This window comes from Hydrogenophaga sp. UC242_53, from assembly GCF_042696965.1.
GTDB lineage: Bacteria > Pseudomonadota > Gammaproteobacteria > Burkholderiales > Burkholderiaceae_C > Hydrogenophaga.
In genome coordinates this window covers 2,315,763-2,327,961 of record NZ_CP170552.1, presented here as the reverse complement: position 1 = coordinate 2,327,961, position 12,199 = coordinate 2,315,763, and the positions used below count along the sequence as shown (strand labels likewise).

The following is a 12,199-nucleotide window of genomic DNA, read 5'->3' as shown; positions in this document are numbered from 1 at the left end:
CGCCGCCCCCGAATGGAGGCGGCGATGCGACGCCTGGGTGCTCAGGCCGACACCCCATCGAGGCTCAGGGACTCGAGGGCTTCCTTCTCGATGTCGTGGTCGTAGAGCGATTTGCGCAGCGTGGCGGAGTTCGCGATCTCCCGATCGCGCTGGCCCAGGTCCGCGTACTTGGAGTCGTAGCGCATGCCGTTCTTGCGGGCCTCCGCCTGCACCATGGACGTGCGCGGGCGGCGCAGCGCCTCGTAGCGCTTGAGCGCGTCCTTCACGGAGCGGCCTTCGGCGCAGGTCTGCAGCAGAACGGCCAAGGCCGTGCCGTCTTCGATGGCCTGGTTCGCGCCCTGGCCCAGGTGGGGCAGCATGGGGTGGGCGGCATCGCCCAGCAGTGCCAGGCGTCCGTTCACCCATTGGCCTAGCGGCTTGCGGTCGTAGAGGCCCCACCAGAAGCAGGTCTCCACCTTGTCCAGCAGGCCGGTCACGCGGGGATCCCAGCCGGTGAACGAGGCGGCGAGTTCGTCGCGGTCGCCGATGGCGGACCAGGACTCGGCGGTCTCGCTGGTCGTCGGCACGAAGCCGACGTAGTTCACCAGTTCGCCACCGCGGACGGGAAACACCATGAAGTGCTTGCCATCGCCCATCCAGACCTGGTGCGCCTCGCGCCGCCACTCGGGGAGCTTGTCCGCGGAGATCAGGCCCCGGTACGCCCGGAAGCCGGCGTACTCTGGGGCGGACGGCTCGACGACGTGCTTCTGCAAGACCGAGTTGATGCCGTCGGCGGCGATCACCACATCGGCGTTCGCCACATGGCCGTTCTCGAAGACCAGGCGGGCGCCGTGCTCGTCCTGGCTGAAGTCGACGCACCGATGGCCGGTGTGGATCGAGCTGGGTGGGAGCGCGTCCGCCAGCACCTTCAGGATGTCGGCCCTGTGCATGCCGTACATGCCGCTCCAGCCACTGGAGTCGGTGGTCAGGATCTTGCCCACGACCGTGCCGTCCATGCGGTAGTACTCGGACCCGGCGCCGACCTTGGCGCCCACGCGGGCGAGGGCATCGCCCAGGCCCATGCGCTCCAGTTGCCTCAGGCTGTTGGGGTAGACGAAGATGCCCGCACCGACCTCTCGCAACACGCCCGACTGTTCGTACACCGCGACGCTGATCCCCCGATGGCGCAACGCGACCGCGGCGGCGAGACCGCCGATGCCACCGCCCACGATCGCCACATGAATACCCTTTGACATCACAACCGCTTTCATTTGGTGTTCTTGGACGCCGGGCCGAGCAACTCGCTGACGGCCCGGTACTCGTTGGTGATTTCTTCGGAAAGGGCCCTGGCGGAGCCCCATTCCTGCACGATCCCCGCCGGCAGCAGCTGCGCCGAGATGCTGGCGTTGCGGGCGACCTCTTCCAGGGCGGGGACGATCTTGTCGAGCACGTCCTTGGGAACACCGGCGGGCATGAAGAAGCCGAACCACACGCCCAGAAGGTCGGCCTTGTAGCCCGCCTGGCGCAGCGTGGGCACGTTGGGGAACTCGGGGAAGGGCGAAGAGATGGCCAGGGCGCGCAACGCGCCGGTGCGCATGTGGGCGCTGACCGCCCCCAGCGCGAGAACGACGGCATCGATGTGGCCGCCGAGCAGGTCGGTGACGGCGGGTGCCGCGCCCTTGTAGTTCACGGAGCTCAACGAGGCGCCGGTGGCCGCGTTCATCAACTGCACGCTGATTTCGCCGACGGAGCCGGGACCGGCGTTGCCGATGCGGATGCCGTGGGCGCTCTTGGGCGCCTGCTCGATCATTTCCTTCACGGTCTTGAAGGGCGCGTCCTTGTAGGTCACCAGCACCGAAGGGCTTCGGGTGGTCAAGGCCAGAGGCACGAGGTCCTTCAAGGGATCGTAGTTGGCGGCATCCGGTTCGATCACGCGCCGGATGGTCAGCGGGCTGTTCTGCGCGTAGAGCAGGGTGTAGCCGTCCTTGGGCGCGCGGATGACGGATTGGGTGCCCAGGGAGCCACCGGCACCGGGGCGGTTCGCCACCGTCACGGCGGTGCCCAGCAACCTCGAAAGCTCCTGCCCCATCAGGCGCGCGGCCCGGTCCGCCGCATCGCCCGCGGCCAGCGGCGTCACCAGGTTGATGGGCATGCGGGGATAGTCGTTCGCACGCGCGAGGAGGGGGACCGCCAGCAGCGGTGCGATGCCTAGAAGTTGTCGTCTCTTGATCATGGTTGGGCGCTCTGAAAGTTGGGGGAGCCTGCCCGGTGCCCACCTGGTCGGGCGAGGCATCGGAACAGCCAGCGAATTCTGTCGACAGGGTCGTTCTGAAGCAATGCGGTTTTGCGCATTGCGCAATAATGCGACCATGATCGACGCCCAACGATCGCACCCGCGCGATTTCATCGCGTCCCTGGAGAAGGGGCTGAAGGTCCTGCTCTGCTTCGAGCGCAAGCACGCCAAGCTGAACCTGTCCGAAGTGGCGCGCCTGACGGGTTACACACCGGCCACGGCGCGCCGGCTTCTGCTGACGCTGCACGAACTCGACTACCTGCACAGCGATGGCAAACGCTTCTGGGTGGCGCCGCGCACCTTGCTGCTGGCCAGGTCGTACCTCATGTCGAGACCGGCGCCCCAGGTGGCGCAGCCGGTGCTCGACAAGCTGGCCGATCGCACGCGCCAGTCCGCCTCGCTGGGCTTGCTGCTGGACCACGAGGTCCTCATCATTGCCAGGTCCACGGGCCGGCGCACGCTGTCGACCGGGCTGGGCATCGGGTCGCGCCTGCCGGCTTTCTGCTCCGCGCTGGGCCGGGCGGTGCTGTCGACGCTGCCCCGCGAGGACGTGGTGAGCTACCTCGCGACCACCCCCCTGGACCCCTGGACGCCGAAGACGGTGCAGGACATCGCCTCCGCGACGGGCCAGGTGGAGCATTGCCGGACCTTCGGATGGGCCGAGTGCGACGAAGAGCTGGAGCTGGGCGTGCGCTCCATCGCGGTGCCGATCTCCAGCAACTCGGACAAGACGATCGCCGCGGTGAGCCTGTCGGTGCGCGCGGAGCGGATGTCGATGGAAGCCTTTCGGGCCGCGCACCTGGCCGCGATCCGGGAAGCCAGGGACGAGCTGAGGGCGACGGTGACCTTCGATTGAGCCCGGCGCCGTCAGGGCGCCGTCAAACGGTCCAGCAGGCGGTCGAGGGCCAGTCGGTAGTCCGCCTGCAGGGCCTGGGCCCGCTTCGGATCGCCGTGGGCCGAGGCCAGGGCCAGGCCGCTGCCGTGGGCATGGTCCACCAGCACGTCGCGCCACAGGTCGGGCTCGGCCGTGATCTGCGCCAGCAGCAGGCCCAGGCGATCGGTGATCTGGCGCGTCACCCCGGCGAAGGCCTCCGGCGTGGCGAAGATGGCCAGCGTCAGTTGCGGATGGCGGCCCACGGCGCCGTGGTAGCGGGTCAGGATCGCCTGCAGGTCTGCCCGAGGGGCGGCCAGCCCTGGCGCACCCTCCAGCACCTCGGCATACACGCGATCCGACAGCGCCCGCAGCAGCCCGGCGTGGTTCTCCACGTGGTGGTAGAGGCTCATCGGCGTGACGCCCAGCCGCGTGGCCAGGGCGCGCATCGTCAAGCCTTGCCCACCGCTTTCATCCAGCAGCGCCAGCGCCGCCGTCAGGATGTCGTCGCGGGCCACCCCCGTCCCCTGGGCCGGGCGCCCCCGTGGTCGGTTCATGGGGCGAGCCGGTAGGTGGATTGCACCAGGCCGGAAGGAAAGCTGCGGCTGGCGCACCAGGCGCCAGGCCACGTCCTGTGCCAACGCGCCGAACAGCGGCCTTCCCGACCCGATCAGCACAGGGACCGTGGTGACCACCATGTCGGCGATCAAACCCTCGCGCAGGAAGGACTGCACCACCTGCCCTCCATCCACATAGACCCGGCGCACGTTCTGTTCGGCCAGGTGCTCCATCGCGTCCCGGGGCGCGAGGCTGGAGAAGCGGACCTTGCCCTTCAGCGCTTCGGGCACGGGCGCGTCGGCCAACTGCCTGGAGAGCACCATGACGGGCCGGTCGTAGGGCCAGGTGTCGAAGCTCAGTGCCTTTTCGAAGCTGCCCCGGCCCATCACGATCATCTCCTTGTCGGCGATGAACGCGGTGTAGCCGTGGTCCTCGGCGGGATCGTCGCGTTGCAGCAGCCAGTCGATGTCGCCGTCCTGGCGCGCGATGAAGCCGTCCAGGCTGGTGGCGATGAAAACGTGTGCGGTGGTCATTCGGTGTCCTTATTTATACGTCGTATATTATTGTCCGGACACGGATCGGACACAAGGCACACCCTCACCGGTCTGGGCCCACCCCCGTCAGGTGACCGACGTCCACGATGTACATCTGCCGACCTTCCCCGTGCACCGAGTCGATGCAGACCTGGCGGCCGTCCCGGCTCCAGCGCGGATGCAGGTCGCAGCGGTTCTCCTTGCTCAGGGCCGGGTCCGCGTGGAACGAGCCCAGGTCGTGGCGCGCGCCGGTCTGCATGTCGTAGAGGAACAGGATCCGCTCGTGCGTGCGCGCGTCCGGGTAGGTGTCGCTCAACAACCAGCGGTCGTCCACCGGCGAGAAGGTCATGTGGCCGTTCTCCGTCAGCACGTCGCGCCCGACCACCTGCACCGCACCGCCCTCGGCGTCGTCGTACAGGTGGTAGTGGATCTCGCCGGCATGCGGCCCCCACACGATGACCTGGCGGTCGTTGCGCCACAGCGGGTGCGAGATCTGGTACTCGGACTTCTCGTAGTCGAAGGTGCCCACGGCGCTGGGGTCGAAGGCTTCGTCCAGTTGCGGCAGCGGGTGGTCCGAGCACTCCAGCAGCCGCATGCCGCTGCCGTCGGGGTTCATGGTGATCAGGCGGTGGAGGAAGCAGGTCTCGTCCTTGATCCGCTCGGTCCAGCGGTGCAAGAAGAGCACGCGCGTGGACGAGGGATTGACCTCGATGTGGCTGACCCAGTGGATGGCCTTGTCCATCGATGGCTTCGGATGGAAGTCGCGCAGCTGACGGTAGCTCACCAGCAGGCGCGATTCGCCCGTCGCCAGATCCATGCGGTGGATGCCATCCTCGGCCGGAGCCCGTGGCAGTTCGAAGGGGGCGCCCGGCTCGCTGTAGCCGATGGTCTCGTGGGTGAGGTAGAGCCGGCGGTAGTCCACGCACAGGGCGTAGCGGCTGTCCGGCGCCACGACGTAGACCGGCAGCGGCAGGCTGCGCCGCTCGCCGGTGTCGGCATCGAGGATGATGGCGCCGAAGTGGGGGTAGCGGGCCTCGGCCTCGGTGGTCCTCACGTTGTAGATCAGCTGGCGCCCGCCCAGGCCATCCAGCCATTGCAGCTGGCTGCCCATCTGCCAGTTCCAGGCGCGGGTGCGATCGAGCTCGCGGAATCGCGCCCCCTCCTGCAGATCGAAATAGCCGATCCCGGCCTCCAGCGTGGGCGTGAGCGGTGCGTCCTTGAACGGCACCTGCTGCGCCAGCAGGTAGCGGCCGCCGCGGTGCCAGTTGCTCTTGTTGTAGTAGCCGAAAAAGTAATGCTGGTCGGTCGATCCGACCCGGCGCACCGCGCAGGGTGCCTGCGGATGGCTCGTCATTCGGCCACCAGCTTCGCTTTGTCGATGATGCCGTCCCAGCGCTGTTTCTCGGCCGCGACGAAGCGGGTGGCCGCCTCGCGGGGTGTTGGCGCACGGGCGTCATGCCTTGCGCGGCCAGCGCCTGCGTGAACGCCGGCGAGGAGACGATGGCCCGGATGTCGTTGCTCAGCTTGTTCGCCAGCGCATCCGGCACCTGGGCACCGACGGCCACCGTGGTCCAGGAGGTCGCGAGAAACCCCGGGATGGCGGCTTCCGCCACGGTGGGCACGTCAGGCAGGGCCGGGGAACGGGTCTTGCCCGTGACGGCCAGCGCCTTCAGCCGGCCGTTGCGCACATGGGCCAGCACGGTGGGCGGGTTTTCGAACATGAGCTGGATCTGCCCGCCCATCAGGTCGTTCAACGCGGCGGAACTCCCCTTGTAGGCGACGTGGGTCATGGGCACCTCGGCCGAGGCCTTGAACAGCTCGCCGATCATGTGCACGGACGACCCCACGCCCGCCGAGCCGAAGTTCAGCGCGTCGGGCGACTTGCGGCCCAGGGCGATCAGCGACTTCAGGTCCGTCACGGCCAGCGCCTCGTTGCGCCACCACCACATGCGGCATTTCCGCCAGGATGGTCAGCACCTTGAAGTCGGTGGCGGGGTTGTAGGGCAGCTTCCTGTACACGCCATAGGTGGCATGCAGGCCAATGGAGCCGAGCATCAGCGTGTAGCCATCGGGGGAAGCGTCGACCACCGCCTTGCCGCCGATGTGTCCGCCGGCACCGGGCCGGTTTTCCACGACCACGGACTGCTTGTAGAGCTTGCCCAGGTGGTCGGCGAGCAGCCGCCCCTGCACGTCGGAACTGCCGCCGGCCGTGAACGGCACGATGATGCGGATGGGGCGGTTCGGGAAGTCCTGTGCCCCGGCGGTGCCGGCCAGCGGGCCGAGGGCCAGGGCCGCCAGGCCGGCGGCGGCGAGGGTGCGGCGGGGAATGCGGGTGGTCATGGATGGTGCTCCTGTGAGGGCCCTCGGGGTGGGGCCTGGGAGAAAGTCTAGGGATCGGGCATCATTCCGAATAATTCATTCTTGCGAGCACCCTATGCACTGCTGGTATAGGGTGGATCTGACGCCCCGCCATGCCAAGACCCCTCAATTTCCGCGAAATCGAAGCCTTCCGCGCCGTCATGCAGACCGGCACCACCACGGCCGCGGCCGCCGTGCTCAACACCACCCAGCCCTCGGTCAGCCGCCTGTTGTCCCAGGTCGGCATGGCCACCGGCCTCAAGCTGTTCGACCACACCAAGGGCCGGCTGGTGCCCACCAAGGAGGCGAGGGAGCTGTTCGACTTCGTGCAGCGCCAGTTCCTGGGCCTGGACCGGGTGGAGCAGCATGTGGCCCAGCTGCGCAAGTCCGGCTCCGGTTCGCTGCGCATCGGCTGCACGCCCGCGCTGGGCCTCAGCGTTCTGCCGCGCGTCATCGGCGAGTTCTGCCGGCGCCACCCGCACGCGCATGTGGACCTGCAGACCACCAGCGCCCACCAGCTGCGCGAGGGCCTGCTGCACGGGAATTTCGATGCCGTGCTGTCCACGGCCGCCCAGGCCCACCCCGAGCTGGACGGCACCGTGCTGCATCAGGCCCCGATGGTGTGCGTGATGCCGCCGGGCCATGCGCTGGCCCAGCGGCCGCGCGTGCATGTGCGCGACCTGAAAGGGCAATCCTTGCTCACCCTGAACGCCGACGACGAATCGCAGGTCCAGGTCCAGCGCCTGCTGCAGGCGCACGGGGTGGACGTCGCCGCGCGGGTGCGCACCAGCTACTCGTTCACCATCTGCCTGATGGCCGCCGAGGGGGCGGGCATCGGCATCGTGAACCCCTATGTGGCTTCGGTGTTCGCGCGGGACTTGCACGTGGCGCCCCTCGCGCCGCGTTGCCCTGTGCAGGTGCTCATGGCTTACCCGCAGCACGTCAGCCGCTCTCGGATGACCGAAGAGTTCACGGGCCTGATGGTGGCCGATCTGCAGAAATTTCCTCGTGGTTGATGCCGGCCTCAGGCCGAGTCGCGCAGCACGAGTTCGAAAGGCAATTCGACATTGCGGCCCCCCTCGGCCGCCTCGGCACCGTTCAGCCGGCCGATGAGCAGCTCGGCGGCCATGCGGCCGATCGACAGCTCGGATCGGCGCACCGTGGTCAAGGGCGGCTGCAGCAACTGGGCCGCGGGAATGTCATCGAAGCCCGCCACGGCCACGTCCTCGGGAATGCGCCGCCCCGCCGCGCGCAGGGCCGACATGGCGCCGATGGCCAGCAGGTCGTTGGCGGCGAAGACGGCGCTGCAGCGGAAGTCGCCGCCCGCCAGTTCGGCCACCATCGCGCGCGCACCGGCGGCCTGGGTGAAGTCGTCGGCGGCGATGGTGCGGGCCGTCAGCCCCGCCTGCCGCATGGCGGCCCGAAAGCCGCGCTGCCGCTGCGCGCCCGGGCCCAGCGGGGCGGACAGCAGGGCGATGCGCCGGTGGCCCTTGTCGATCAGGGTCTGCGTCATGGCCTGCGCCGCCGCCGCGTTGTTGATGTAGAGCTTGTCGATGGTGCGCGATGGTTTGTGCGCCTGGCTTTCGATCTGCACCACGGCCAGGCGTCCCCGCGTGGCCTTCAGCAGCTCGGTTTCCTGCACGTGGAAGAACACTGCCATCACGCCGTCCACATGCCCCTGCGACAGCCATTGCAGCGCCCGCTGCTCGCGCTCGGGCGTGCCGTCGGTGTCGAAGATCATGGTGTCGTAGCCCGCCGCATCGGCGGCGGACTGGAAGCCGCGGATCAGGGCTGGATAGGTCGGGTTCGTGATGTCGGGAACGATGCAGGCCAGCGTGAGCGTGCGCGCGGACTGCAGGTTGCGGGCCATGCGGTTGGGCACGTAGCCGAGCCGCCTGGCCGCTTCCTGGATGCGTTCGCGCGCCTCCGCCGACACGGTGGACGGCTCCACGCCGTTGAGCACCAGGGACACGGAGGTTTGCGACAGGCCGGTGGCCTGCGCAATGTCGCGCTGCGTCGGCCGTTTCTGGGGAGCCGCAGGCGCTGACGGGCCGTTCTTGGGCTTCTTCATGTTGGGTTGCCATCCATAATGCTCGTAGCCATTTTTGCACGCCATTCCCATGAACCTTTCGCGCCGCGCATTCGCTCTTTCGGGCATGGGCGCGGCTTCGCTCGCCGCGATGCCGCGCGGGGTGGCTCAGGCGCGCGCGCACCCGCTCTCCGTGCTGGTGGCGCAACCCGCCGGCGGCGTGACCGATGCCTTCGCCCGCGCCGTGGCCCCCGCGCTGGGCCGGGGGCTAGGGCGCGCCGCGGTGGTGGAGAACGTCACCGGCGCCAGTGGCTCCATCGCCGCCAACCGCCTGCTGGCGGCCGCGCGCGACGGCTCCACGCTCTTCATCGGGTCGCCCTCCGAGACCGTGCTGGCGCCGCTCACGCTGCGCGCCGTCCGCTACAAGCCTTCGGACTTTCGCCTGCTGGGCCTGGTCAACGATTCGCCGCTGGCGCTGTACGCGCGCACCGACCTGCCGGCCAGCAACCTGGACGAGCTCGTGGCCCTGGCGCGCCAGGGTGGCGAGCGGCCCATGAGCTATGGCAGCACGGGGCAGGGCTCGCTGTTCCACCTCGTGACGGAGCGGCTGTTGTCCAGCGCTGGCATCCAGGCCACGCACGTGCCTTACCGCGGCGGCATGCCCATGCTGGCCGATCTGCGCAGCGGCGCCATCGATTTCACGGTGCTGCCCGTGGACGCCTTGCTGGGCAGCCTGGTGGCCGATGGCCGCATGAAGGTGCTGGGTGTGTTGTCCGCGCAGCGGCTGGACCGGTTCCCCACCGCCGCGACCTTCGACGAGAGCCGGCTGGCGCCCGACGTGGGCCATCCCAGCATCTGGGTGGGCGTGCTCGTGCCCGCCGCGATGGATGAAGACCTCAGCGCGCGCCTGCACCGCGTCGTCGTGGAGGCGCTGGGCAGCGCGGACGTGGGCCAGGCCGTGCGGGCCGTCGGCGGGCGTGTGCCACCCCGCATGTCGCTGCCGGAGGCCGCGCGCTTCTACGCGGCCGACACCGTGAAGTTGCAGGCCCTGGCCCAGGCCGCGCGCGTGAAGCCCCTGTAACGGTCGAGAACCCGCTTCGGTTGGCCTGGGGCCGCCGCCCGCCCTGGATGGGCATTTGCAAACGAAGGTGATATTCTGCGACAGGCTGTGTCAGGGGACCCCGGCGGCCGGGATCCCCGTGACTTCCAGTGCCTGAGGAGGGACGCGGAATGTCGATCGAATACACCTTCACACCGTACGGCACGATCCAGATCCAGTGTGGACAGGACTGGATCGAAGTGAAGCTCCCCGGTGGCGGCGATGGCGGGGGCAGCGCCAAACCCAGCCCTGCCGCCAGCCCGGCCCCCGCGCCCTCGCCGGTGGCATCCCCCTCGCCACCACCGCCCCGACCGCCCGCGCCCGAACCGGCCACGCCGCCGGGGGTGATGTTCATCGAATCCAGCACGCAAGAGCCGTTTGACGCCCGCGAACTCTTCGTGGTCGAGGTCGCCGGCATCGAGCGCTGGAAGCTTGCCGAATTCAAGGGCCTGGACCCGGAGAGCCTGCAGCGCCTGGTGCGCCAGCGGGTGACGCGCGTGAAGCCCCTGCGCTTCGGCGCGATCACGGTGCTGGACGTGGACGTCGGCACCCTGTCGTCGCCCGACGCCAGCCATGAACTGGGCCGGCTGCAGAAGCTGCTGAAGGAGCCGGACCTGGGCCTGGACGTGCTGCGCTTCTGGCACAACGATCCGCTGGAGTAGGGCGCCATGGCCGCCGCCGATCCCTATGTCGTCGCCAAGGCCAGCCTGCGCGACAACGTCAAGACGCTGATCGCTGTGTTCGGCGGCATCGCCGGCGTGCTGCTGGCCGGTGCGCCGTTTTCCGGCTACGGCTCGCTCGAACTGTTCAGCCCGCGCTGGATCGTGGCCTCGCTGGCCTTGCTCGTGTCGTTGCTGCTGCTGGGCTGGTCCGTGCGCCGCCTGCTGTTCGTGCTCACGCCCGATCTGGCGTACACCAACCTGCTGATCGACACCACCCAGGACCCCGAGATCCTCGCCGTGCAGGCCGAGTTCGCGCGGCGCAAGGACGAGCTGCTGCCCAAGCGCAACCCCAACGACCCGAACAGCCCGCGCATCGATTCGGTGAGCCGCCTGATCGAAGAGAAGCGCATGGCCTGGGAGCACTACCAGGCCGACACCACGAAGGTCGATCGCAAGGAGGAGTACGACCGCCTGGCCGACGCGCTGGCGGCCGTCAACCACTGGAGCGCGTTCACGCGCCTGCATGTGCGCGTGTCCAGAGGCATCGATACCGTCTTCTGGGCCGGCCTGGCGGCGATCATCTCCATCGCCGTGTTCGCGGTGGCCTCCAACGCGCCGAAGAAGGAGGCGGCCAGCGCGCCCACGGTCTACGTGGTGCTGCCGTCGAGCCCCTCGCCGGTGGGGGCGGCCGACCCCTTGCCGGTGCTGCCGCCGGTGCTCTTCGCGACCGGCAAGGCCGAGCTCTCGCGGCAGGCCGTGGCGGACATCGACAAGGCCCGCGACCACCTGCGTGCGCACCCCGACGTGGGTGTCCTGATCGTGGCCCACACCGACACGGTCGGGGGCGATGCGCTCAACGACGCGCTCGCGATGCGCCGCGCCCGCAGCGTGGCCGAGCTGCTGCGCGAGCAGGGCGGCATTGGCGCGGCCCGCATCTTCGTGGCCCCGCTGGCGAAGAAGGACCTTCCGGCGCTGACGGCGCAGGACACCGAGAACCCGGCCAACCGGACCGTCCAGATGATCCTCATCCCCTTGCCCCCCCAGCGCCCGCGATGAGCCGCGCGATCGACCGTCCGCTCGGCCTGCTGCGCTCCTTCCTCGTATACCGCGCCATCCCCTGGCGCGGCGCGCAGCTGCGGCGCTTCTACCGCCGCTTCCTGCCGGTGGGTGGCCTGGCGTTCGACGTCGGCGCCCATGCCGGCAACCGCGTGGCGGCGTTCCGCCAGCTCGGCGCGCGCGTGGTCGCGCTGGAGCCGCAGCCCGATTTCGTGCGGCTGCTCGGGCGCCGCTTCGGTCACGATGCGCAGGTGGCGCTGCTGCCGCAGGCCCTGGGTCGCGCGCCCGGCGAAGCCCGCCTGATGGCCAGCCCGCGCACGCCCACCGTGGCAGCGCTCTCCACCGATTTCGTGCGGCGCGCGGGCGCGGCACCGTCGTTCCGCGGTGTGCGCTGGGAAGCCGGGCCACTCGTGCCCGTGACCACGCTGGACGCGCTGATCGCCACGCACGGGCGGCCCGATTTCGTGAAGATCGATGTAGAGGGTTTCGAGCTGGAGGTGCTCATGGGCCTGAGCCAGCCCCTGCCGGCGCTGTCCTTCGAGTTCGTGCCGGCCGTGCGCGACGTGGCGCTGGGCTGCATCGACCGGCTCGAAGCCCTGGCCGGGCCCGGGCGCTACCGTTATGCGGTGTCGCTGGGCGAGCGGCAGCACCTGCTCCTGCCCGAAGGCGAGGTTGCCGAGGCGATGCGCGGCTGGCTGTGCGCCTTGCCGGCGGACGCGCCCTCGGGCGACGTGCACGCCTGGCTCGTGGCCTGAGCCGCC

The 12,199-nt window shown here is 69.5% G+C and carries 11 protein-coding genes and 3 pseudogenes; 6 read left to right on the top strand and 8 right to left on the bottom strand.

Annotation, left to right across the window (positions count from 1 at the left end; genetic code table 11):
* Positions 1 to 41 precede the first annotated feature (41 nt).
* Positions 42 to 1,235, bottom strand: coding sequence for an FAD-dependent monooxygenase (locus tag ACFJI0_RS11650; RefSeq protein ID WP_382325072.1), 1,194 nt, complete (start codon positions 1,233 to 1,235; stop codon positions 42 to 44).
* Between the two features lie 11 nt (positions 1,236 to 1,246).
* The gene (locus ACFJI0_RS11645) at positions 1,247 to 2,131 is read right to left on the bottom strand and encodes a tripartite tricarboxylate transporter substrate binding protein (RefSeq protein WP_382157593.1); all 885 of its coding nucleotides are present in this window, start codon (positions 2,129 to 2,131) and stop codon (positions 1,247 to 1,249) included.
* 217 nt (positions 2,132 to 2,348) lie between these two features.
* Here ACFJI0_RS11645 and ACFJI0_RS11640 point away from each other — a divergent pair, with 217 nt between their 5' ends.
* On the top strand, positions 2,349 to 3,128 hold the full coding sequence (locus ACFJI0_RS11640; protein ID WP_382325070.1) for an IclR family transcriptional regulator C-terminal domain-containing protein: 780 nt from the start codon (positions 2,349 to 2,351) through the stop codon (positions 3,126 to 3,128).
* Between the two features lie 11 nt (positions 3,129 to 3,139).
* Here ACFJI0_RS11640 and ACFJI0_RS11635 read toward each other — a convergent pair whose 3' ends face one another.
* The 5 genes and pseudogenes from ACFJI0_RS11635 to ACFJI0_RS11615 form a co-directional block, all read right to left on the bottom strand.
* On the bottom strand, positions 3,140 to 3,700 hold the full coding sequence (locus tag ACFJI0_RS11635; protein WP_382325068.1) for a TetR/AcrR family transcriptional regulator: 561 nt from the start codon (positions 3,698 to 3,700) through the stop codon (positions 3,140 to 3,142).
* Positions 3,697 to 4,234, bottom strand: a pseudogene (locus ACFJI0_RS11630) (dihydrofolate reductase family protein). Before ACFJI0_RS11630 ends, ACFJI0_RS11635 begins: the two are co-directional and overlap by 4 nt.
* Positions 4,235 to 4,298: 64 nt before the next feature.
* Complete coding sequence (locus tag ACFJI0_RS11625; protein WP_382325066.1) at positions 4,299 to 5,588, bottom strand: hypothetical protein; 1,290 nt, start codon at positions 5,586 to 5,588, stop codon at positions 4,299 to 4,301.
* 148 nt (positions 5,589 to 5,736) lie between these two features.
* Positions 5,737 to 6,183 (bottom strand): annotated as a pseudogene (locus ACFJI0_RS11620) (tripartite tricarboxylate transporter substrate-binding protein); the annotation flags it as partial.
* Positions 6,179 to 6,574: pseudogene (locus ACFJI0_RS11615) on the bottom strand (Bug family tripartite tricarboxylate transporter substrate binding protein); the annotation flags it as partial. The pseudogenes ACFJI0_RS11615 and ACFJI0_RS11620, both read right to left, overlap by 5 nt.
* A 131-nt stretch (positions 6,575 to 6,705) precedes the next feature.
* Here ACFJI0_RS11615 and ACFJI0_RS11610 point away from each other — a divergent pair.
* Positions 6,706 to 7,608: a LysR substrate-binding domain-containing protein gene (locus tag ACFJI0_RS11610; protein WP_382325064.1), complete on the top strand. Its 903-nt coding sequence runs from the start codon at positions 6,706 to 6,708 to the stop codon at positions 7,606 to 7,608.
* Between the two features lie 8 nt (positions 7,609 to 7,616).
* On the opposite strand, the gene ACFJI0_RS11605 is transcribed toward ACFJI0_RS11610, so the two are convergent.
* A complete protein-coding gene (locus ACFJI0_RS11605; protein ID WP_382325062.1) occupies positions 7,617 to 8,663 on the bottom strand; it encodes a LacI family DNA-binding transcriptional regulator in 1,047 nt (348 codons plus the stop codon).
* A gap of 49 nt (positions 8,664 to 8,712) precedes the next feature.
* Between ACFJI0_RS11605 and ACFJI0_RS11600 the strand changes: the two genes are divergently transcribed.
* From ACFJI0_RS11600 to ACFJI0_RS11585, 4 genes are all read left to right on the top strand, one after another.
* Entirely contained in the window at positions 8,713 to 9,702 is a 990-nt protein-coding gene (locus tag ACFJI0_RS11600; protein ID WP_382325060.1) for a Bug family tripartite tricarboxylate transporter substrate binding protein, read from the top strand.
* A gap of 149 nt (positions 9,703 to 9,851) precedes the next feature.
* A complete protein-coding gene (locus ACFJI0_RS11595) occupies positions 9,852 to 10,382 on the top strand; it encodes a hypothetical protein (protein ID WP_382325058.1) in 531 nt (176 codons plus the stop codon).
* Positions 10,383 to 10,388: 6 nt separating this feature from the next.
* A complete protein-coding gene (locus tag ACFJI0_RS11590) occupies positions 10,389 to 11,438 on the top strand; it encodes an OmpA family protein (RefSeq protein ID WP_291117181.1) in 1,050 nt (349 codons plus the stop codon).
* The gene (locus ACFJI0_RS11585; protein WP_382325055.1) at positions 11,435 to 12,193 is read left to right on the top strand and encodes an FkbM family methyltransferase; all 759 of its coding nucleotides are present in this window, start codon (positions 11,435 to 11,437) and stop codon (positions 12,191 to 12,193) included. Before ACFJI0_RS11590 ends, ACFJI0_RS11585 begins: the two co-directional genes overlap by 4 nt.
* Positions 12,194 to 12,199: the final 6 nt, after the last annotated feature.

Excerpts from the sequence above, each read along its gene's own strand:
- ACFJI0_RS11640 (WP_382325070.1), top strand. The coding sequence starts at position 2,349 with ATGATCGACGCCCAACGATCGCACCCGCGCGATTTCATCGCGTCCCTG.
- ACFJI0_RS11625 (WP_382325066.1), bottom strand. The coding sequence starts at position 5,588 with ATGACGAGCCATCCGCAGGCACCCTGCGCGGTGCGCCGGGTCGGATCG.
- ACFJI0_RS11590 (WP_291117181.1), top strand. The coding sequence starts at position 10,389 with ATGGCCGCCGCCGATCCCTATGTCGTCGCCAAGGCCAGCCTGCGCGAC.
- ACFJI0_RS11645 (WP_382157593.1), bottom strand. The coding sequence starts at position 2,131 with ATGCCCATCAACCTGGTGACGCCGCTGGCCGCGGGCGATGCGGCGGAC.
- ACFJI0_RS11600 (WP_382325060.1), top strand. The coding sequence starts at position 8,713 with ATGAACCTTTCGCGCCGCGCATTCGCTCTTTCGGGCATGGGCGCGGCT.
- ACFJI0_RS11610 (WP_382325064.1), top strand. The coding sequence starts at position 6,706 with ATGCCAAGACCCCTCAATTTCCGCGAAATCGAAGCCTTCCGCGCCGTC.
- ACFJI0_RS11595 (WP_382325058.1), top strand. The coding sequence starts at position 9,852 with ATGTCGATCGAATACACCTTCACACCGTACGGCACGATCCAGATCCAG.
- ACFJI0_RS11635 (WP_382325068.1), bottom strand. The coding sequence starts at position 3,700 with ATGAACCGACCACGGGGGCGCCCGGCCCAGGGGACGGGGGTGGCCCGC.
- ACFJI0_RS11605 (WP_382325062.1), bottom strand. The coding sequence starts at position 8,663 with ATGAAGAAGCCCAAGAACGGCCCGTCAGCGCCTGCGGCTCCCCAGAAA.
- ACFJI0_RS11650 (WP_382325072.1), bottom strand. The coding sequence starts at position 1,235 with ATGTCAAAGGGTATTCATGTGGCGATCGTGGGCGGTGGCATCGGCGGT.
- ACFJI0_RS11585 (WP_382325055.1), top strand. The coding sequence starts at position 11,435 with ATGAGCCGCGCGATCGACCGTCCGCTCGGCCTGCTGCGCTCCTTCCTC.